General features: G+C 52.5%; 12 protein-coding genes and 1 riboswitch. Of the genes, 3 read left to right on the top strand and 9 right to left on the bottom strand.

The window, feature by feature from the left end; genetic code table 11:
• Positions 1–112: 112 nt before the first annotated feature.
• Entirely contained in the window at positions 113–9,013 is an 8,901-nt protein-coding gene (locus Pelsub_RS06305) for a tandem-95 repeat protein (protein ID WP_116224576.1), read from the bottom strand.
• Between the two features lie 122 nt (positions 9,014–9,135).
• Positions 9,136–9,211, bottom strand: a riboswitch (cyclic di-GMP riboswitch).
• 258 nt (positions 9,212–9,469) lie between these two features.
• Here Pelsub_RS06305 and Pelsub_RS06300 point away from each other — a divergent pair.
• From Pelsub_RS06300 to Pelsub_RS06290, 3 genes are all read left to right on the top strand, one after another.
• Positions 9,470–11,029 carry a hypothetical protein gene (locus tag Pelsub_RS06300; protein ID WP_116224577.1) on the top strand — a complete coding sequence of 520 codons (1,560 nt, stop codon included), beginning with the start codon at positions 9,470–9,472 and terminating at the stop codon, positions 11,027–11,029.
• Between the two features lie 181 nt (positions 11,030–11,210).
• Positions 11,211–11,837, top strand: coding sequence for a ribonuclease H1 domain-containing protein (locus Pelsub_RS06295; protein ID WP_116224578.1), 627 nt, complete (start codon positions 11,211–11,213; stop codon positions 11,835–11,837).
• 100 nt (positions 11,838–11,937) lie between these two features.
• Entirely contained in the window at positions 11,938–13,047 is a 1,110-nt protein-coding gene (locus tag Pelsub_RS06290) for a nitroreductase family protein (protein WP_116224579.1), read from the top strand.
• A gap of 115 nt (positions 13,048–13,162) precedes the next feature.
• Here the strand turns inward: Pelsub_RS06290 and Pelsub_RS06285 are convergent, their stop codons facing one another.
• The 8 genes from Pelsub_RS06285 to aroF all read right to left on the bottom strand — a co-directional run bounded on the left by Pelsub_RS06285 (position 13,163) and on the right by aroF (position 21,823).
• The gene (locus Pelsub_RS06285) at positions 13,163–13,984 is read right to left on the bottom strand and encodes an SDR family oxidoreductase (protein ID WP_116224580.1); all 822 of its coding nucleotides are present in this window, start codon (positions 13,982–13,984) and stop codon (positions 13,163–13,165) included.
• A gap of 603 nt (positions 13,985–14,587) precedes the next feature.
• Positions 14,588–15,022, bottom strand: a complete 435-nt coding sequence (gene aroQ, locus Pelsub_RS06280; RefSeq protein ID WP_116224581.1) for a type II 3-dehydroquinate dehydratase — start codon at positions 15,020–15,022, stop codon at positions 14,588–14,590.
• Between the two features lie 2 nt (positions 15,023–15,024).
• Entirely contained in the window at positions 15,025–16,569 is a 1,545-nt protein-coding gene (aroB, locus tag Pelsub_RS06275; RefSeq protein ID WP_158675005.1) for a 3-dehydroquinate synthase, read from the bottom strand.
• A 2-nt stretch (positions 16,570–16,571) separates the two neighbouring features.
• Entirely contained in the window at positions 16,572–17,741 is a 1,170-nt protein-coding gene (gene aroC, locus Pelsub_RS06270; RefSeq protein WP_116224583.1) for a chorismate synthase, read from the bottom strand.
• A complete protein-coding gene (aroE, locus tag Pelsub_RS06265; RefSeq protein WP_116224584.1) occupies positions 17,738–18,589 on the bottom strand; it encodes a shikimate dehydrogenase in 852 nt (283 codons plus the stop codon). The genes aroC and aroE overlap by 4 nt, the downstream gene beginning before the upstream one ends.
• Positions 18,586–19,905 carry a 3-phosphoshikimate 1-carboxyvinyltransferase gene (gene aroA, locus Pelsub_RS06260; protein WP_116224585.1) on the bottom strand — a complete coding sequence of 440 codons (1,320 nt, stop codon included), beginning with the start codon at positions 19,903–19,905 and terminating at the stop codon, positions 18,586–18,588. The genes aroE and aroA overlap by 4 nt, the downstream gene beginning before the upstream one ends.
• A gap of 15 nt (positions 19,906–19,920) precedes the next feature.
• Positions 19,921–20,772: a prephenate dehydrogenase gene (locus Pelsub_RS06255; protein WP_116224586.1), complete on the bottom strand. Its 852-nt coding sequence runs from the start codon at positions 20,770–20,772 to the stop codon at positions 19,921–19,923.
• Positions 20,765–21,823, bottom strand: a complete 1,059-nt coding sequence (gene aroF / locus Pelsub_RS06250; RefSeq protein WP_116224587.1) for a 3-deoxy-7-phosphoheptulonate synthase — start codon at positions 21,821–21,823, stop codon at positions 20,765–20,767. The genes Pelsub_RS06255 and aroF overlap by 8 nt, the downstream gene beginning before the upstream one ends.

Raw genomic sequence — 21,823 nt, 5'->3', positions numbered from 1 at the left:
CACATTTCTGTGAATGGCTTTTTTCAAAGTTCCTGTGCATTCTAAGTTTTTAACCCTTTCGGAGCAGTATGCGAGAATCTCTCATACTGCTCTTTATGCTTCCTTCTTTACCTTATGAGCTCGGCATTACAATCACTCTCACCTCGGACCATGTACTTGGCCCATTCTCTCCATTGGCCCTCACCCGCCAGTAATAAGTCTTGCCCGCACTCAGATTCCTGGTCTGGTTGTATTGCGTCTCCAGCACGGTCTTGCTGCTCGCGCTCTTCATATTCGACCGGGTCGATAGCTGAATGGTGTAGGTGCTTGCCCCCTCTACAGCTTCCCATTCAAATTGCGGCTGCAAACTCTCCGCTTCCACCCCATCTTCCGGCTGCACCATTCCCGGCGCCTCCATTGCTTCGCGGAAGTAGTAAGCAGTGCTCCAACTGCTGTATTGGCCCAACGTGTTGAAGGCTCTCACCCGCCAGTAGTAGCGCGTGTTCGGGTTGAGCGCACTCTCCAGCGTGTACTCGGAGTTGGCCTGTCCGGCAACATCTTGATTCACAACTACAACAGTGAAGTCTTCATCCGTGGCTACCTGCACCTGGTAATGGTCGAAGATAGTCCCATTGGGTGCCGCCGAGTTGCTCCAATCCAACCTGGGCATCAGGTCAGTCACCAATACTTTGTTCTTCGGTGAAATTAATTTAGGCGTTGTGGGAGTGTTGGGTGTCACCATGGTGCGCACTTCAGACCATCCACTCGGCCCGTTCTCCCCTTCCGCCCTCACCCGCCAGTACAGGGTCTTGTTCTTGCTCAGGTCTTTTGTCGGCACATAGCTGCTCTCGGCCACCTTCGCGCTGACCGGGCTGCCCATATTCGGTTTAGCTGAGATTTGGATGGTATAGCCGCTGGCCCCCACCACATCGTCCCAGTCGAACTCGGGCCGCAGATTATCCAGGTAGATCGCGTCATTCGGGCTGGCTAACTGCGGTGCATCCATTGCTTCGCGGAAGTAGTAGGCCATGCTCCAACTGCCATATTGGCCTAACGTATTGAAAGCTCTCACTCGCCAGTAGTAGCGCGTATTTGTATTGAGTGGGCTCTCCAGCGTGTACTCCGAGTTGGCCTGTCCGGCAACGTTTCGATTCACAACTACAGCCGTGAAGTCTTCATCCGTAGCGACCTGTACCTGGTAGTGGTCGAAGATTGTCCCAATGGGCACCGCTGAGTTGCTCCAATCCAACCTGGGCATCAGGTCGGTCACCAATGCTTTGTTCCTCGGCAGTATCAACTTAGGCGTTGTGGGGGAATTGGGCGTCACCATGGAGCGCACTTCAGACCATTCACTCGGCCCGTTCTCCCCTTCTGTCCTCACCCGCCAATACAGGGTCTTGTTCTTGCTCAGGTCTTTTGTCGGTATATAGCTGCTGTCGGTCACCTTCGCGCTGACCGGGCTGCCCATGTTAATTCTGGATGAGATCTGGATGGTGTAGCCGCTGGCCCCCACTACATCTTCCCAATCGAACTCGGGCCGCAAGTTATCCAGAAATGTTCCATCTGCCGGAGAATTCAACTCCGGCGCCTCCACCGCCTCACGGAAGTAGTAAGCCGCGCTCCAACTACTGTATTGGCCTAACGTATTGAAGGCTCTCACCCGCCAGTAGTAGCGCGTGTTTGTATTGAGTGGGCTCTCCAGCGTGTACTCGGAGTTTGCTTGTCCGGCAACATCTTGATTTACAACTACAGCCGTAAAGTCTTCATCCGTAGCGACCTGCACCTGGTAGTGATCGAAGATGGTCCCATTGGGCGCTGCCGAGTTGCTCCAATCCAGCCTGGGCATCTGGTCGGTCACCAATGCTTTGTTCTTCGGCAGTATCAACTTAGGCGTCGTGGGAGTATTGGGCGTCACCATGGAGCGCACTTCAGACCATTCACTCGGCCCGTTCTCCCCTTCCGCCCTCACCCGCCAGTACAGGGTCTTGTTCTTGCTCAGGTCTTTTGTCGGTACATAGCTGCTGTCAGTCACTTTCCCGCTGGACGGGCTGCCCATATTCGGTTTAGCTGAGATTTGGATGGTATAGCCGCTGGCCCCCACTACATCTTCCCAGTCGAATTCAGGCTGCAGGTTATCCAGGTAGATCGCGTCATTCGGGCTGGTTAACTGCGGCGCCTCCATTGCTTCGCGGAAATACCGCACATTAGCCCAACTGCTAAATTGTCCAAATGAATTGAAGGCTCTCACCCGCCAGTAGTAGCGCGTATTTGTATTGAGTGGGCTCTCCAGCGTATACTCCGAACTGGTTTGCCCGGCAACATCTTCGTCCACAACTACAGCCGTGAAGTCTTCATCCGTAGCGACCTGCACCTGATAATGATCAAAAGCGGTTCCGCTGTATATCCTGCTGTTGCTCCAGTCCAAACGCGGGGTCAGTTCTGTCACTAAACCTTTGTTGGAAGGAAAAGCCAGCGCCGGTGTGGAAGGTGCTCTGGTTGGCAGTGCATCGTCGCTGACCGTTACACTGACGATTGCTGAGCCGCTTTCAGTTATTCCGTCGCTGGCTTTATAAACAAAACTGTCGGTTCCTGCATAATTCCAACCCGGCAGGTATACGAGCTTTCCATTCCGCACCCAAGCCGAGCTGTGAGAGGGTTGTGTCACTATGCTGTAGCTCAACACATCCCCATCCACATCCACGCATTGCGGATCAGCAGTTCCCTGAGTATTCTGGTTGGTATTCAGGCTGGTATCCATACATTCGGGCGCATCATTGACAGCGTTCACGGTTACGCTTACTTCTGTTGCTTCACTGTCATCAAAGCCGTCATTGGCGGTGTATGTAAAGCTGTCACTGCCGTTGAAATTCTCCGCCGGTGTGTACTCCAATTGGCCTTCCACCACTACGGCGGTCCCATATACCGGTTGTGCCGCAATACTGTAGGTCAGTGGACTGCCTTCATGATCAGTGCAGTCCGGATCGGTCTGGCCTGTAGTGTCTTCGTCTGTGATGAGTTCTGTAGCTGTGCAGACCGGCGCTTGATTGCTTTCATTGACCGTTACAATTACTTCAGCCGCGTTACTATTCGCCTCCCCATCGTTAGCCTGATATGTAAAGCTGTCTGCACCGCTATAATCCGTGCCTGGCATATAGGTCAAAAGATCATCAACCACCGATCCTGTGCCATAGGCGGGTCCGTCTACAATGCTATAGGTAAGACTATCACCTTCTATATCTGTACAATCCGGTGCCGTATGCCACTCCGTGTTAGCAAATGTATTCAGCGTTACATCAGAACAAACCGGCGCATCATTAACTGCATCGATCGTGACGTTCACAGTGATGGTATCCACCCCGCTACCATCCGAAACTTGCACAACGAAACTATCCGTACCAAAATAATTACTCTCAGCAGAGTATTCAACCTCTATGGATGAACCGTTGCCGGATACGCTGGCACTGCCGTTTGCGGCATCTGTCAGGATGCTCCAGGCAAGTATGTCCCCATCCACATCACTTGCGTTAAGCGTTAGCGCAAATGCAGTGGGGAATCCATCTTCAGACATGCTGATATTTTGCGGATCGCTCTCGGTAATAATCGGCAGGTCATTTATCGGAACAATCGTGACATTCACAGTGATGGTATCCACCCCATTGCCATCGGAAACCTGCACGATAAAACTGTCCTCACCGTGGTAATTCGCGGCGGGAGTGTATCCAACAACAATTGAAGAGCCTATTCCCGATGCGCTGGCAGTGCCGTTTACAGCGTCGCCGGCAATACTCCAGGTGAGTGTATCGTCTTCCGCATCCGTTGCATTCAGGGACAGTTCGAACGCAATGGGCGACCCATCCTCAGACATGCTCACATATTGTGGATCGCTCTCGCTAATGACCGGAGCATCGTTCACATTATTAACCGTGATCGAAACCGTGGCCGGACTACTCTCCAAATCGCCATCATCAACCTTGAATGTAAAACTATCCGCTCCACTAAATTCAGAATTGGGTGTATATACCAGGTTGGGGGCTGAACCGCTCAATGTTCCGCTTACGGGTGAAGCCACCACTGTATAGTTCAGTGAATCACCATCCACATCTGTTCCGGTGAGCGTGATGCCTTTTGCGATATCCTCGTCGACGACCACGGATTGGGCATTCGCGATTGGCGCATCGTTGATTGGTGAAATAGTCACATTTACAGTGATGGTATCCACCTCGTGGCCATCTGTCACCTGCACGACAAAGTTATCCGATCCATTATGGTTGCTGTTGGGTGAGTACTCAATCACCTTAGAAGCGCCTGTACCGGAAGCTGCTGCCGATCCAAACGTGGCATCTGTAAGAATGCTCCATGTGAGTGTATCCCCGTCTGCGTCAGTGGCATTTAAAGTTAATTCAAATGCAATAGGTGAACCATCTTCAGACATCGTGACGGTTGTATTGGCACCTTCCGTAATCACCGGCGCATCATTCACCTCTGAGACTGTTATTGAGACTGTGGCAGCGTTACTGTCTACAGTGCCGTCATTCACTTTGAAAGTAAAACTATCCGAACCGTTGTAATTCTCTGTCGGGGTATAGGTCAAATTGGGCGGGGTACCGCTTAGTACTCCGTGCGTTGGCGAGTCTACCACCGAGCAACTCAAAGAATCGCCATCTACATCCGAACCGGTCAGCGTGATGGTCTTGGCCGTATCTTCGGCTGTAGTCACCACCTGTGCATTCGCCACCGGTGCATCGTTCACCGCGGTTACATCAACATTTACGGTAACGGTATCTACGCCTCCCTTGCCATCGGAAACCCGGACGACAAAACTATCCAAGCCGTTATAGTTAACGTCAGGGGTATACCCAACGGAAATGGAAGAGCCGATTCCTGAAGCGCTGGCGGATCCATGCGATGCATCGTTCGCAATACTCCAGGTAAGCGTATCACCATCCAAATCCGAGGCGTTTAATGTCAATGAAAACGTGTTGGGTGAACCATCTTCAGACATACTCACGGACTGTGGATCGCTTTCAGTGATCACCGGATCGTTGTTGGTTATGGCTGTGCCGGTTGTAAAGCTCCAGGTATCGCCGTTAGTGTTACTTACGCCGTCTGAAACTACTGCGTACCATTCATATTCGGTTTCATTGGCCAGGTCATCCCAAGTCATACTTGCGCTATCACCGTTGGCAACTCCATTAGCCGTACCGATGACTTCAAACGCGGAACTGGCATCCATTTCATAAACCAACGACATGACTTCTTCAGACCCGGTCATGTAGGTATTCAGGTTTGGTGAGTACGTGGTTACTTCAATTTCATCCTCTAACGGTTGGAATTCCAGTAGTTTAATATATCCATTTGAGTAATCCTGGTAATCCGTCAATATGACATGGATCGTCTGCCCGCTGTCACCGGTCCCCGCCACATAAGCCGCACCGTCCGTGCTGGTATGCATATGCCCGCATAACATTAGGAATAAGTTCGGATTATTTTTTAGCGCGTTATAAGTGGCTTGATTGACCCAGCCGTTTGTTACTGAAAGCATGTCATGCTGGACAACAATCGCGCGCTTATCACTATAAGTCTTCAATAAATCATCCGCCCATGCCAGCGCGGAGGAGCCGGCATTGTATTGCATGTTGATGATAATGAAATCCATCCCACCGGCAGTAAAGAATGAATAGTTGTTGTAATTGTCGCCTCCACCGGAGTAATCACCCTGGTAGTAGCTCTTCCCGGAGAAACGCGCCGATCCAAAATACGTGCTATACAAAGAACCTGAAAGGAGATCATGATTGCCCGGCCCCACGCTGTAAGATACATTGCCTGCATCCAGGATATCCATAGCCGCATCCGCATATTCCGACTGAGAAGTGCTGGTGGCATTCACAATATCCCCTAAATGGGTTGTAAACACAATGTTATCAGTGGTCTTGTTATCCACAATCCACTGGGTCATTGTATTGAAAATTGCCGCACCTGAACTGGAAGTAACCAGATTTTGAGTATCCGGGATCGCGACCAGTGTGAAGTTTTCCCCGGTACCAGAACCGGTTGCGCGTCCATAGAACGTTACGTCCATCAAATCCGCTTCCGGATCAGTAACAGTCACTTCAAGAGTTGGAGAAGTAGAGACGCTTACAGCGCTGTCTGCGGGTTGTACCAGTACCGGTGCAGCCGGCGCTTCATTTTCAATCACAAAATTAGCCGTAATGGCTTTGGCCTCATCCATGGTGATGGAATATGTGCCGTCCAGGTTATCCATCACATCTTCGTAGTCTGTCCCGCTCCAACTGCTGAACATGTAATTTGAATTCGGGATTGGCGTGAGGACAACTACCGAGTTTTCATTGTAAATTCCCCCGTCAGGGCTCAGTGTCACGCTGCCATTTCCGTCTGTGGCAACCGTCAGTGTGTGCTGGGGAATCACGATGAAATTGGCTGCCAGGACTTTATTTGTATCCATGGTAATGGAATATGTGCCGTCCAGGTTATCATATACATCATCGGAGTCCGCACCGCTCCAACTGCCAAAAGCAAAGCCCGAAAAAGCAGTCGGGGTTAAAGTAACGACCGTACCCTCATCATACGCTCCGCCGGTAGGATTAAAACTCACCGTACCGTTTCCATCTGTGGTTACAGTCAGCGTTTTCAGAGTCGTTGCTTCAAAGTTGGCGGTCACGGCTTTATCCGCATCCATCGTGATGGAATAAGTGCCGTCGCCATTATTGGTTAAATCCCCCGAATTGGTACCGCTCCAGCTGCTGAATATAAAACCGGAACCCGGAACTGGGGTTAACGTTACAATCGTGCCCTCATCGTAAGTCCCACCGCTGGGAGATAAGTCCACACTGCCGTTGCCATCATTACCAACTGACAAGGTATACTGTTCAGGACCTTGGCTGACTTCCTCCAGTTTGAAAGCAGTCATGGCATACCCTTTGGTATTACTGCTTCCACTGCCCTGATCGTCATCCCACTCCGATTTAATAGAAAAACTTCCATCCGAACCGGTAGTGATACCTGTCCATTTGGCCACATAACCATTCACGGTGTTATAGCCGGTACTGAACGACACCGAATCCTCCGAGTTAACCACCACCCCGCTGGAGCTGGCGTTTGTATATGTTTCTGCTCCCACAATGGTCACTTTAGTAAACCGCATGGATGCGTAACTCGTACTATCCCGGTTGGTTGTCACCGTTATGTTGTAGGTTTTTGTCGGATCCAGGTTTTCAAGCGTGATAATGTCATCGTAATTCGCATCGGTCAGTTGAACCATATTCTGCAGATCGACAATCACTGAATCGGATGTACCAAAAACATCTGCCGCGTCCGTTCCGCTGTTTGTTTGTGCGCCATAGTCTTCAAAACTGTCATCGCAGGAAACCGCCGTACCCGATCCATTTACGCATGATCCGGTAACCGTGGCATTAAGGGTTGTACCCGTGTTGTAATCCACCAACGCACCATCGTTGGTATCGTAATTATGTTCAGTCACATTGGTTGCGTTGGCGTCACCACTATAGGGGTTCATATCGTTATACGCCACCCAACCGGTTGATTCCACAAAATTAGCAGTGATGCTCTTATCCGCATCCATGGTGATTTTATATTTACCGCTGCTGTAAGTCACATCACTCGCATCGGCCCCACTCCAACTGCTGAAGGCATAACTGGTATTCGGAACCGGAGTTAGTGTCACTACTGTGCCTTCATCATAGATCCCACCGCTGGGTGAAAGGGTTACGCTGCCATTCCCATCGTCGGTTACAGCCAGGGTATACTGTTCAACCGGTTCACCCGATTCCTGCGCTAACAGGAATGCACTCGGCCCGTAAGCATAGTTCGAATCGGTACTATCAACAGAGAACTTCACCACAAAATCGCCATCCGACCCAGGTTGAATTCCGGTCCAGCGTGCCACATAACCATTCTCGGTGTTATAACCGGTGCAAAATGAAGTGGTATCATCCGTAATGCTTGTTGTGGAAATATCCGTTCCACTTGTGCTGCCATTTGTAGCAGCGTCTATATCCGAGATCGTAAAAATCGTTATCCGATCGGTGTAATCGCTGTCTGCGCGGTTGGCAGTTGTAGCAAATGAATATGTCTTGCTGGTATCCAAACCGGTAAAGGTTAACGTTATGTATGAAGAAGCCGTACCCAATCTTGCTCCTCCAACAATATTTACATAGTCGTGAAAAGTCGTATACGCGTCCGTACCGGCGTCGGTTTCGGCCCCGGAATAAGAACTGGATGTCTGTTCACTGACTGTTCCGGATGTATTTACTACCACTGTAACGGAGGTATTCGTCCCATCCGCATATTTCATCAATAACCCGCCATCACCATTGGTAAAACTTTCATAGGTAGTGATATTGGTCGATATCTGTCCATCGATGTATGCACTGTCGTTGTATGCTTTCCAGGTATAAGCGCTCTCCGCTTCAACTTCCTCCTCTTGAGCAATAACTACGATTTCGCTATACACAACTGATACGGTGGTTTCACTTGCCGGCATTATCAACGAATTGTTGTCGGCAGTGCTGGTGTCATCGTCCGTACCCACCCAGCCATCAATCTCCCAACCATCGTCCGGAACTGCCCCGCTCAGGTTGATAATTTCGCCTTCTACATATTCCCCCGACAAACAACCGGCAGAGTTGGCAGGATCAGCCAGCAGGTCGCTGCCATTTCCGCTGTGATTGAGGGTTAATACATAACAGACCGGTTCTTCTGTAGATGTCTCGGTCGGTTCAAGAGTAGGCTCGTCCGTTGGGTCACCATCAGCTCCAACCGCAGGTTCCTCAGTTGGTTCCAATGGTGGTTCTTCAGATAAGTCCTGAATGATCTCTTCAGTTGGAATTTCAGTAGGAAATTCCTCTCCCCCTTGCGGTTCAGTGCCATCATCGGCTGCATTAACAAATTGGAAATTGGTTGAAAATGATGTCAAAACCATTAAAAGTACGATTAATAGGCGTAAGGTTATACCTGACACCTGGGTGCGCGAAACACTACTCCCTTTGGTGTACATAAGAGCCCTCCTAATACACAATGCTATTCAGTTGTTTTTTTAATTGAGGTAGTTCAGCGAATCAACGATCCCCTCTATAACAAAAAACCGCACTCGGAAAAATCTTATTTCCTCGTGAGGCTTTTGGCAACCGGACCATCTCCCCTGAGATTCTCGGTTTTGCGTCCTCATATCGCTATGAGTTTGCCTTTTTTCAGAGCCCCCAACTACAATGGTTATGTCTCATGTAATATACGCTATTTAAAATGCCATTTCAAGTACTAAAACAATTTTTAAGGTTTTATTTTCCAGGTTGTAATATTTATTATAAAAATAGCAAATTTCCAATATTCAATGAGGATAATTTTATTGAATACACCATCTTTTTATGAAGGAATAGAGAATATGGTTATTTATTGTAACAACCGGCCAATGCTTATATAATGAGTTTGAAGGTGGGTTCTTCTGGAGAAGAGGGTGTTCTATAAATTATCAACCCGTTTGGGGCAATTAATTTGCTTAGGTATCATCCTTTGCATAATCAGCCAAGGATTTACTTTCTATCCTGCTGTAACCAACGAAACAAGTTCAAACTCGAAGATTTATTATGGTCCACTAAACGAGTTTGCGGTTTCATTGATTGAATCTACTGGCCATACCCCCATTTTTGAAAATAATTGGAATACCGACCTGGCCGATACGCTTTCCAACCTCCAAGCCAACGCTTCAGATAGCAATAAAAATAATCCAGAGGAACTCATCCGCTGTAATAGTTTTAAATCCCAGTCTTTGAAAACACCTCGTACAGAATCCGACATAAACGCAGATACTAACCTTGAAATTTCAATTGAGGTGGAATTATTAAACTGTAAAGCGTGGGAAGATTGCAATGCCAACCCCCAGGTGAAATTTGCAGTCAAAGGAGAGAATCACCGTACAGAAGCAGGTCCATTATTTATCCAGATCGGCTCAGACAAGACCACCTGCAAGAATCAGCTATGTATCTTGGATAAGCCCGTGACAAATGAAAAAGGGATGGAGGTAAAGTATTGGACAGAGTCGACAACCGGCGAGATTCTTCTATCCCGTTCATTTAAAATGCGAAACAGGATTATGGGAAGCGACGGTACAACCCATTATTTTGAAGTCATGGGGGATGGTTTTCTATATCCCATCGATGTATGTGCCAATATTTGGGAAATTTTCCCGGAAGAAACGGAACTTAAATCCGCCTGGCTGCAAAGAGCAGACGAAGCAGATGACCTTTACACTGATGTTGATTACGCCATGTTGGCCGGGCAATTGATCTGGTATGGATATGTGGATGCCAGTGCCTGTCAGGATGGCGGTTTATTAACCAACAGAGCAGCCAGTGAATGCGGGATTGAAAAAGCCCGTGCTCAAGTCATTGAATGGCAGAATCAGCACAACGCAGAAATTATTGAATCATCCAATGAGACCGACATCCCTTCAAGATTGTTAAAAGGCTTGGTTGGACAAGAATCGCAGTTCTGGCCGGACTGGCAAATCGCAAACGAGTATGGGTACGGCATGATAACAGAATTAGGCACCGATCTTTTGCTCACCTGGAATGTAGATTATTATCTGGACCTTTGCGATATTTACTATCCCTCCTATCAATGCATGGGCGGCTATTCCTCCCTTTCAGATAAGCAACAGCAGTTTCTGAGGGGAATCTGTTTATCTTCTACTGGATCCGAGAAAGAGTTCTTGCTGCTCGCCAACACCCTGAAAGCCGGTTGTTCGCAAACCATGCAATTGATTAAAAATATTACCGGCGAAAAACCGGAGGATGTTTTTTCCTATCAAGATTTATGGCGGATCAATTTTGGAGTTTATAATACCGGCGCAGGTTGTATGGGGACAGCCATTACGAAAGCTTGGGATGCGCATGAGAGAGCAATGACATGGGAAGAATTTATCGAATATATCCCTACAGAATGTGAAAGCGCCGGTTCTTATTTCGATAAAGTAGTAAATTATGGAACCATTAAACTGAAACAACCTACTAATTAACTTCGATTCCGTTGCTAAAACCCATATATTCGTTTGGGAATATTATTTGGGAAATCTCCTCAAAAACAGATAATTATTTTAAAAATCACTCCTCTAATTTATACGGTTATACTAAACAGGAATCAGGTATAAATGCGAGTAGATTAAACAGGATATCCAACCTTAATTATTGATATAAACCATGGCCAAACAAAAATACTATGTCGTCTGGAAAGGCAAGAAGACGGGCATTTTCACCAGCTGGGAAGAATGTTCCGCGCAGGTGAGCGGTTTCAACGGTGCGGAATATAAATCCTTTGAAGATCGCCGGCAGGCTGAAGAGGCTTTCCGGGGTGCTTTCGAGGATTACAAAGGGAAACGCACCACCACGCTCAGCCCGGAGGCGCTGGCCATCATCGGTGATCCCATCGCCGACAGCTACTGCGTGGACGCAGCCTGCACCGGCAACCCGGGGCCGATGGAATATCGCTGCGTGCATACCACCACGCGCAAGCAGCTCTTCCACCAGGGGCCTTTCGAAAACGGTAGCAACAACATTGGTGAATTCTTAGCCATCGTGCACGCGCTGGCCTTATTCCAGCAGCGTGCCATCCAGGTACCCATTTACAGCGATTCGGACACTGCCCTGGGCTGGGTAAAGAAGAAACGCTGCAAAACGAAATTACCCAAAGGCACAGAAAACACACCGATCTTTGACCTGATCGCACGCGCAGAAAAGTGGTTGGCGGAAAACGAAATCAATAACAAACTGCTGAAGTGGGATACCAATGCCTGGGGAGAAATCCCCGCCGATTTCGGCAGAAAATAATCTTTTTTATCGCTGAAAAGCAGGGATACAATCAGCCTGTTCTCGCTTTATCCGTAGATTAACGGTTAAAATATACCTATCAAAATCGAAAGAAAAAGCCATGAACCTCAATAAACTCAAAAAAATCGCCAAAAATATCCTGGCTGTTCCCTTCGTCAGGAAATTCAACAACCGTTTCAACTCCCTGCTGTATCGATTTCTCTCGGTTAGTAAAATCTTCGCGCTTCCATATCATTTCATCATCAGCCACTTTTTTGATCGTGAAATATTCGCATTCACCAAAGCGATCTCAAAATACAACCGTAATGTATACGCAGTGCATCCCAGCAACGTTATCATCCGCCGCAATATTCACCGCCTGGAAAAGGGCATGATCATGGAAAACCGGCGCGATGTGTTTGCGCTGGACTATATCGAAGAGACGGTGGAGAAATACGCCGAGGTGTTGGAAAAATCCAACGGCGTGGAGCTGGAAACCGGCGAAATACAGTGGGCTTACGATGTGCTGAGCGAATATTTCCGCATCACTGACAGCAGCCAGCCCTTGATTGCCCGTATGAAGGCCCGTTTTGAAGAGCTGCCCCAACCCACCCTGCAAGATCCAAAGGATAAATTTGTTCCCTACCCCAGCAGCCAGCGCAGCCAATACAAGATTCCCAGCTATGAGGAATTCCTCAGTTTGAGCAAGCGGCGCCGCTCGGTGCGCTGGTTCCAGGAAAAAGCCGTGCCGCGCGAGGATGTGGATAAAGCCATGCAAGCTGCCGCGCTGGCGCCCAGCGCCTGCAACCGCCAGCCCTTCCAGTACCGCATCTTCGACGATCCACAGCTGGCCAAAGAAATTGCCGCCATTCCCTTTGGAACGGGTGGTTACTCGGACAACGTACCCATGACCGTTGTGGTAGTAGGCGATCTGAGCAACTATTTTTCTTCACGCGACCGCCACACCATCTATATTGATGCTTCCCTGTCGGTGATGGCTTTCATGTACGCGTTGGAAACCATGGGGTTGAGTTCGGTAGCCATCAACTGGCCGGATTTCGGCTTGCTGGAAAAGAAGATGAAGAAGAAACTCAACCTGAAAACCTACGAACGCCCGATCATCCTGCTGGCCGTGGGGTATGCCAAGGACGACGGCATGATTCCCTGCTCCAAGAAGAAACCGCTGGATGAATTGCGCAGTTACAACAACTTGGGAGAAGCCTCTAACTAGGAACCACAGATGGACACAGATAAACACAGATAGTTCTAATCAATCACAACAAAAAACGCTCCACGAAATCGAGGAGCGTTTAGTTTTTAATTGCATACTGGTATGTAACGCTTGATTACCAGGCGGTCCAACCGCCGTCCACCACCAGGTTGGCGCCGGTCATGTAAGAGGACGCCTCGGAGGCCAGGAAAAGCATGGCCGCGTTCATTTCCTCTTTGTCCGCCATACGCCCCAGCATGGTGCGCTGGCTGTATGCCTGCGTAAATTCTTCGTCGTGATCGTTGAAGACGCCGCCAGGAGAAAGCGCGTTGACGCGGATATTCTTCCCGGCATAGTAGGCCGCCAAGTAACGAGTCAAACCGAGCAAGCCGGCTTTAGTGGCCGAGTAATAGGGCGGCTTGTACTGGCGCGGGCCATTTGGCCGATCATACAGGCGCTGATCCGGGCCGCCCAACCCATAAATTGAGCCGATCAAGACCATCACGCCCCGCCCGCCGGCCAGCATATATGGCGCAGCCGCCTGCGCGCTCAGAAAAGCGCCAGTCAGGTTGACATCCAGGGCCTGCTGCCAGGCGCTCAACGGAAATTCTTCGAAGCTGTCCTCATTCTTTTGGCCCAGGTGCGGGTCGAACTTGGGATCCAAAGCCGCGCTGCATACCAACACGTCCAATCCCCCAAAAGCATCCCGGGCAGCCGCCATAGCGGCGCGTGTGGAACCTGCATGGGTCACATCCATTTCCAATGCCGCGGCTTGACCGCCTTGCGCGGTGATTTCATCAGCCACGCTTTGCGCCTTGGACAAATCCATATCTGCCACAGCTACAGCCGCGCCGGCCTGGGCCAGCGTGCGGCTGAAACCGCTGCCCAGCAGCCCGGCCCCGCCGGTTACCAAAGCGGTGCGCCCCTGCATGTTGAAACGGTCCAGCACGTTTGTCATATTTACTCCATCATTGTTTAGATGGTTTTTATTGTATGGGAAAAGAGAACGAACTGTGTTAAGAAAAGATTAGAACTTGAGTTTTTTAGCCACAGATGAACACAGATATTTTTATTGATATTAGATACTTTTCACAAGGATCATTGCGATAGCCGTGGACTTCTTAGAATAAGCGCATAATGATAAACACAGATAAGCGGACTTCCTCTCCCCCACGGAGAGAGAATCAGAGGTGAGGGGAAAATTGCACGCAAAAAGGCAGGTCTTATTCTTTTCTAAGCGGAAAGCACATCTTGATTATTAATTAATAACCACAAGTCACGCATTCCTTTGTGAGACATGTTGCCTGAAGATATAAATATTGGCGGGATAGAATCCCGCCCTACAGGGAATGGTTTATCTGGCCGAGATCCATTCCTCGCGCCAGAGAACAGGCGCTCGTCAGGATGACATTACTGAGATCATTTTGCGTGATGTTTCGAAGCTTATAGCCCACGCATTCTTGCGTGGGGCATACTAAATTCTTCTCGTGTCATTCCGAGGAACGCAGTGACGAGGAATCTCGGCCTATTTTTATAAACACAGATGGACACGGATAAATACTTAACCTTTAATGCGGTCAATCAATGCTTCCAACCCCAAGGTGTATGAACGCCAACCGAAACCACAGATCGAGCCAACGCATATCGGCGAAAGATAGGAGTGATGGCGGAATGTCTCGCGGGCATAGATATTGGACATGTGCACTTCCACCACCGGGATAGCGACAGCGGACACCGCGTCGCGCAGCGCCACGGAGGTATGCGTGTACCCGCCGGCGTTGAGCACCACACCATCCGCCCATCCGCGCGCGTCGTGCAGCGCGTCAATCAGCACGCCTTCCTGGTTGGACTGCCGGTAGGTCACTTCCGCGCCCAGCTCTTTACCCAGCTTCACCAAGCGCGTGTTGATCTCGTCCAGCGTGACCGAGCCATAGACGTCCGGCTCGCGCGTGCCGGTCAAATTGAGATTGGGCCCGTGCAATACCAAAATTTTCATGTTTATTCCTCCAAAGCCAGCATCAGGTCGTCGATGGCGACGCCCGGCTTGACCTCACCGATTTTTACCGGCAGGGCAAAGCGCACCACCCCGTCCGCTTTCTTCTTATCCACGCGCATGGCGTTCACTAATTCTTCCGGGGCAAAGCCGGAAGGGATCGCCACCGGCAGCCCCACTCCTGCCAATGCATCCGTGATCTGCCGGGCCAGCCCAATCTGCGCTATTCCCAGCTTTTCAGCCAGCTTTGTTTCGGCTGCCATGCCAATGGCAACTGCCTCGCCGTGTTGAAGGCTATACGCACTAATCAGCTCAACCGCGTGGCCTACCGTGTGGCCGAAGTTCAGGGCTGCACGGATGCCATGTTCGTAAGGATCCTGTTCGATCACCTGCACTTTGACGGCCACTGCCCGTTTCACCACCTGGGACAAGGCCTGCATGACGGCCGCCTCGCCCTGCGCGCACAGGTCAAACAAGACAGGGTCCGCTATCACGCCATGCTTGAGCACCTCAGCCAGGCCGCCGCGCAGCTCACGCCGCGGCAGCGTGGACAACACCTGCGGATCGGCCAGCACCAAACGCGGCGGATAAAAAGCGCCGGCCAGGTTCTTGCCCTCAGGCAGATCGAAGCCGGTCTTGCCGCCGATGCTGGCATCCACCATAGACAACAGCGTAGTCGGCAGTACCGCCCAATTACAGCCGCGCATGAAGGTGGCAGCCGCGAAACCGGTCAGGTCGCTGACCACCCCGCCGCCCAAAGCCAGCATAGTGCTCTTGCGGTCCAACCCGGCCGCTAAAGCCGCCCGCCATAATGCCGCCACCGTATCGACTGTTTTATGGTCTTCTCCGCTGGGGATAACAGTTAACTCGACTGAGAAGCCGGCTTTTTGCAGAGAAGCCAGAACACAGTCAGCATACAGCGGCGCGACGTGTTCATCGCTGACCAGCAGCGCCGTCCCGCCGCAGCCGCGCGAAGTCAGCAGATTGCCAATATCGTCCAACCCGCCTTCATGCACGACCACATCATAGGGTGCGCCCATGGCACGTAAGCGGTGGCGCCCCAGCAGGGTGCGGATGTTCGGCAATATTCTTCCAGGCTCCATTCCTGTGTTTACGCGCAGCGGGAACGAGCCATAATGATCCTCGCGCTCACGCAGCAGGGAACGCAGCGAACTTTCCAACTCACCTGCCAGCAGCGGGCGTTGATTTTTATCCTGTTTAAGGCGTTCGATCAATACCGCGGGATCTGTCTCAAGAAAAATTACCTGCCCGTGCGCTTCCGCTAAGGCGCGGTTCTCCGCCCGCAGCAGCGCACCGCCGCCCAGGGCAATCACTTGCACAGGCTGATTGACGCTGTCTTTCAAAGCCAGGCTTTCCAGATCGCGGAAGGTTTCTTCGCCCCGCGCACGCATGATACTGGAGATAGGCATGCCTACGTGCGCTTCGATGTTTGCATCCAAATCGAGAAAAGGCATTTCCAGGTCCTGGGCTAAAAGCGATCCCAGGGTGGATTTTCCGCTGCCGGAAGGGCCATACAGGAAGATATGCATGCCTACTCCCACCATACCACCGGCCGGTTATCCATGGCCAGGTCTTCCAAACGGGCCTGTTTCAATGCAGCGAAACGCGGCTGCATTTCCGCCAGCGAATCGCCGCCCAATTTTTCAATTAACACATCCGCTAAAGCCAGCGCCAGCATAGCTTCCAGCACCGGTACCGCGCGCGGCACCGGGCAGTAATCCGAACGCTCATAACGGGTCGGACCCGCCGTCCCGTTGGCTAGATCGACAGTCTTGTGCGGGCTGAGCGTGGTGGCAATGGGCTTCATGGCCACCCGCAGCAGCAGCGGCTGTCCATTGGAAATACCGCCCTCGATTCCGCCGGCATGGTTGCTGGCCCGCTGCAGCGAGCTTCCATTCAGGTCAATATCATCATGCGCACGCGTGCCCGGCAGGCGGCTGATGGCAAAGCCATCGCCTACCTCGAAACCCTTGATGGCCTGCACCGACATGAGCGCGTGCGCCAGGCGCGCTTCCAGGCGGCGGTCCCACTGCACGAAGCTGCCCAACCCAACCGGCAGGTTCAGCGCGAACAGCTCAATCTGCCCGCCCAGCGAATCGCCGCTGTCTATGGCCGCCTGGATCTCGGCGCGGATGGCTTGCGCTGCCTGTGGGTCCGGGCAGCGCTGGTCATCCGCTTCCGCGGCTTCATACAGCTGCCACAACTCCTTGTCCTTTATGTCCGCTTCAACGCTGCCGATGGCGCACACATAACCGCCCACACGGATGCCGAACTGCGCCAGGAAATGCTTGCACACCGCTCCGGCCGCCACACGCATGGTGGTCTCGCGCGCCGAGGAGCGCTCCAGCGCCGGCCGCAGGTCATGATAGCCATATTTCAGCGCGCCGGTCAAATCGGCGTGCCCGGGGCGCGGGGCGCTCATGGGGTCAACCGCATTGCCCTGCCAATTCTTATGATCGGCATTCTCCGCCAGCAGCGCCAAAGGCCCTCCGGTGGTCTGGCCGCCCATGACCCCGCCCAGGATGCGTACTTTGTCCTTTTCGATCTTCATACGCCCGCCCGCGCCAAACCCCTTCTGGCGGCGCGCCAATTCACGGTCAATCACAGCCGCGTCCAGCGGCAGCCCGGCCGGCATGCCGTCCAGAATGGCTGTCAAAGCCGGTCCATGCGATTCACCCGCAGTCAATAATCGTAAGCTCATAAATCCTCCACAGCCGCCGCCCAAACCGAGCGCGGGACTGAACAATTTGTCCAGATTTTAAATGATAAGGCTGCCTGCTCCAGCAGCATACCCAATCCACCGCATGCCGGCAGACCCGCCGTCCGCGCATTACGAACCAGTTGGGTTTCGCGCGGGTTGTAGACCAGGTCATAGACCGCCGCTTGCGGCGGCAGTGCCAGTCCCTGCGGCCATGGACAGGCATCCACTCGCGGGAACATGCCAAGGGGCGTGGTGTTAACCAGCAGGGTCAAGTCCGCGCTGAGCGCACGCAATGACGCCGGCTGCAAAGCTGCAACGGAAACGGCTGTTTTACCGCTGGACACTTCCGCAGCCAGCGCTTCGGCCTGTTCCGGCCGGCGGGCGGCAATTGCAACCTGCCAGCCATCCGACAGTAGGGCGGAAACTACCGCGCGCGCGGCGCCGCCCGCTCCCAGGACCAGCGCATTTTTTTGATCGGCCAGCTCCCAGGGCTTACGCGCAAAAGCCTGCTGCAAATCCGCCAGGAAGCCGGGCGCATCCGTATTAGCTCCGATCAGCTTTCCATCCCGGCAGGAAATGGTATTGACCGCACCGATGGCCCGGGCTTCAGCAGTCAGGTCATCCAGCAAAGGAATGACGGTCTGCTTATGGGGAATGGTTACGTTTAAGCCGCTGATCTCCCCTACACGCAATCGCTCCAATAAGATTTTTAATTCGCTCAGGTTATCCGGCGCTATCGGAAAAAGCTCATAGCTTCCCTCTAATGGAGCATAATCCAAGGCAGCCTGATGGATCCTGGGCGAAAGGCTGTGCTCCAGCGGAAAACCAATCAGTCCCAAAAGGATCATCGCAGCAGCTCTAATACCTGGAAAAACTCCGGGAAAGTCTTCGAGACGCAGCCCGGGTTTTCGATTTGAACGCCCGGCGCGCGTAGCCCCAACAGCGAAAATGCCATAGCCATGCGGTGGTCATTATAGGTTTGGATAGCTGCCGGTTGGATCGTTTGTGCCGGGTAAATCGTCATGCCGTCCTGATGTTCATCCACCTGCACGCCCAGCCGGCGCAGTTCCGTGACAGTCGCGGAAATACGGTCGCATTCTTTATAGCGCGCCGAAGCAATGCCGCGAATGTGGGTGGGGGAAGATGCAAAGGGCGCCACAACCGCCAGCGTTTGGGCGGTATCCGGCATGGTACTCATGTCCACATCCACGCCCTGCAAGGCTTGCCCGGATGGAGGCGCACTGACAGTGATGCCTTGTGTCCCTTCCTGAATGCCGCAGCCCATTTGGGCTAAGACTTCCAAAAAGCGAATGTCTCCCTGGGCAGAGAAACGGCCCAACCCTTCCACGCACACACTGCCGCCGCACAGAGCCGGCGCGGCAAAGAAAGTGGCCGCGGCCGAAGCATCCGGCTCAATCCAAAACGCTTCGCGCGGGCTGTATTGGGTTGGTATGATGCTGAATCGGTGGAAATCTTCATGCTCCACCACCACACCGAACTCCGCCATCAAACCCAGGGTCATACCTACGTAAGGTTGAGAATTTAGATCGGTGGTGATTTCCAAAGCCACGCCTTCGCGCGCGTAAGGCGCCACCATTAATAAGGCGGATAAAAACTGCGAAGAAATATCCCCGGCAATGGCTGCCCGGCCGCCGGGCAATCCATTGGCGTGGATGCTGACCGGCGGGCAAAGCATGCCCTGGTTCGGGGTTGCGCTGACTTGCGCGCCCAATTGTTCCAATGCGGCGACCAGATCGCCGATGGGACGTTCGCGCATGCGCGCCTCGCCATCCAACACGTAATCCCCTTGCCCCAATGTCAGGAAAGCGGTCAGAAAGCGCGCGGTGGTGCCCGCGTTGCCGATGTAAAGGTCAGCGTGGCCGGCGGGAATGCGCCCGCCCAGACCATTGACGGTCATGATGGCTTCTTTCGGATTGATTTCAACATTAAAGCCCAGCCCCTGCAGGGCCGAAACCAGATAGAGCGAGTCATCTGAAAAAAGGGCATTATGCAAGCGCGTGATGCCTTCCGCCAGGGCGGCCAGCAACAGCGCGCGGTTGGTGATGGATTTGGATCCCGGAACACGCAGGCTGGCATTGAGCGGGTGCGCGATGGGGACAATAGGGAGAGAGGATACAGCTTGTGTTACAGGTTCCGATTGCATTAATAATTCCTTGTCTTACAAAAGAGTTTGATAGCGGCTTTGGGCGCTATCCAGCAGGGTCTGCAAAGCGGGCATGTCATCCCTTTCAAGCGCCTGCTCCAGTTGGCCCAAGGCTGCCCGGAAATCTTTGAGGCGTTCCAATACCTGGTCGCGGTTGGTTTCCAACACACCCAACATCATGCTGGCAGGCGTTCCGGCCAGGCGGGCAGTCGAGCGAAAGCCGGGCCCGATAAAGCGTTCCACATCCGGGGGTGTCGCCAGCACCAGCGCGCTCGAGAGCACATAAGGCAAATGGCTGGTGGCCGCCAGAGCCCGATCGTGTTGGGCAGCTTCTTCAACAACCATTTGCGCTTCCAACGCTGCGACCAGCTGCCGCACGGCTTGGTTCGCATTCAAACCGCTGCGTTCCAGCGGAGTAACCGCCATGGTCGCGCCGCGGTAAAGACCGCCCTCGGCGTTGCGCAGCGAAAGTGTCTCTTTTCCGCAAATGGGATGCGCGCCGATGGGATCAAAATTGAGCGGTAATTCCTGCATACCGGTCAGAATGGTACGCTTGGAAGAACCCAGGTCTATCACCACACAGGGCTGCTGGATATACGCGGGCAGCTGTTCCAGCCAGCTCAGGATAGCCGGCACCGGACAGGCCAAAATGACCAAATCGGCATCGTTCAGCACCACCCGCGGATCGCTGCTGGCAGTCTGCACCAGGTTCATCTGTTCGGCCAGGCTCAGGGTATCAGGGTCAACATCCAGACCCTTAAGCTGCCGGCAGTGATCCCGCAGCGCAAGTGCCATGGATCCGCCCATTAACCCCAGGCCGATGACAGCCACGTTTGCTTCGCTCAATTTAAACCCCGGCTCATCCATTTATGACTCCGTTGGGAAAAAAGGGAGTCTCTTCCGGTACCAGCGTGCGGTCGACTGCTTCGGCCACTGCCTTGACCTGTTTGACCAGGCGGGCGAACTCTTCCGGCTTCAGCGACTGCTGGCCGTCGGAGAAGGCATGCTCCGGGTCGGGGTGCACTTCCACGATGATGCCGTCCGCGCCGGCTGCCACGGCCGCTTTGGCCACTGCCGAGACGAACGAAGTATGTCCGGTGGAATGGCTGGGATCCAACACTACCGGCAGATGTGAAAGCGACTTCAAGACCGGGATGGCGTTGATATCGGTGGTATTGCGCGTGGCGGTTTCGAAGGTGCGAATGCCGCGTTCGCACAACACCACACGGTTGTTGCCGCCGAACAAAATGTACTCGGCTGCGTTGAGCAGATCGTCAATTGTGGCGCTCAAACCGCGCTTGAGCAGCACAGGGATATGCGTCTCGCCCACTGCGCGCAGCAGGCTGTAATTCTGCATATTACGCGCGCCAATTTGCAACATATCCACATACTTGCTCATCAGCGGTAATTGCGATTCCGCCATGACTTCGACCACCAACGGAAGGCCGGTCAGTGCACGGGCTTCGGCCATGTATTCCAGGCCTTCTTCGCCCAACCCCTGGAAAGAGTAAGGCGACTGGCGCGGCTTGAATACGCCGCCGCGCAGCGCGTTGGCGCCGGCTTCTTTCACTGCCTGAGCGGTCTCCAGGATCTGCTGGCGGGATTCCACCGAGCAGGGGCCGGCAATAACGGGAATTTCATCGCCGCCGATGGTGAAACCACCCAGCGAAAAGACGGAATTTTCCGGATGAAATTGGCGTGAAGCCAATTCGTAAGATTTCAACACCGGTTCCACCGACTGCACATTCGGCAGGGATTCGAACTGGTCGGCTGGAACGTTGTGGCGGTCTCCCACAACACCGATAATGGTCTGGCGCGTACCCACATTGGTGTGGGCTTCCATACGGTTGGCATGAACGCGGTCGATTACGGTTGAAATTTGTTCGCGGGTGGCACCCGGCTGCATTATGATCATCAT

Origin of the sequence: Pelolinea submarina, assembly GCF_003966975.1 — a bacterium.
Taxonomy (GTDB): domain Bacteria; phylum Chloroflexota; class Anaerolineae; order Anaerolineales; family Anaerolineaceae; genus Pelolinea; species Pelolinea submarina.
The sequence above is the reverse complement of the archived record's forward strand: the minus strand, read 5'-3'. Positions and strand labels throughout refer to the sequence as shown.

Bases quoted from the DNA above. Each gene is read 5' to 3' on its own strand.
- Pelsub_RS06305 (WP_116224576.1), bottom strand. From the start codon at position 9,013: ATGTACACCAAAGGGAGTAGTGTTTCGCGCACCCAGGTGTCAGGTATA.
- Pelsub_RS06295 (WP_116224578.1), top strand. From the start codon at position 11,211: ATGGCCAAACAAAAATACTATGTCGTCTGGAAAGGCAAGAAGACGGGC.
- Pelsub_RS06290 (WP_116224579.1), top strand. From the start codon at position 11,938: ATGAACCTCAATAAACTCAAAAAAATCGCCAAAAATATCCTGGCTGTT.
- Pelsub_RS06285 (WP_116224580.1), bottom strand. From the start codon at position 13,984: ATGACAAACGTGCTGGACCGTTTCAACATGCAGGGGCGCACCGCTTTG.
- aroQ (WP_116224581.1), bottom strand. From the start codon at position 15,022: ATGAAAATTTTGGTATTGCACGGGCCCAATCTCAATTTGACCGGCACG.
- aroB (WP_158675005.1), bottom strand. From the start codon at position 16,569: ATGCATATCTTCCTGTATGGCCCTTCCGGCAGCGGAAAATCCACCCTG.
- aroC (WP_116224583.1), bottom strand. From the start codon at position 17,741: ATGAGCTTACGATTATTGACTGCGGGTGAATCGCATGGACCGGCTTTG.
- aroE (WP_116224584.1), bottom strand. From the start codon at position 18,589: ATGATCCTTTTGGGACTGATTGGTTTTCCGCTGGAGCACAGCCTTTCG.
- aroA (WP_116224585.1), bottom strand. From the start codon at position 19,905: ATGCAATCGGAACCTGTAACACAAGCTGTATCCTCTCTCCCTATTGTC.
- Pelsub_RS06255 (WP_116224586.1), bottom strand. From the start codon at position 20,772: ATGGATGAGCCGGGGTTTAAATTGAGCGAAGCAAACGTGGCTGTCATC.
- aroF (WP_116224587.1), bottom strand. From the start codon at position 21,823: ATGATGATCATAATGCAGCCGGGTGCCACCCGCGAACAAATTTCAACC.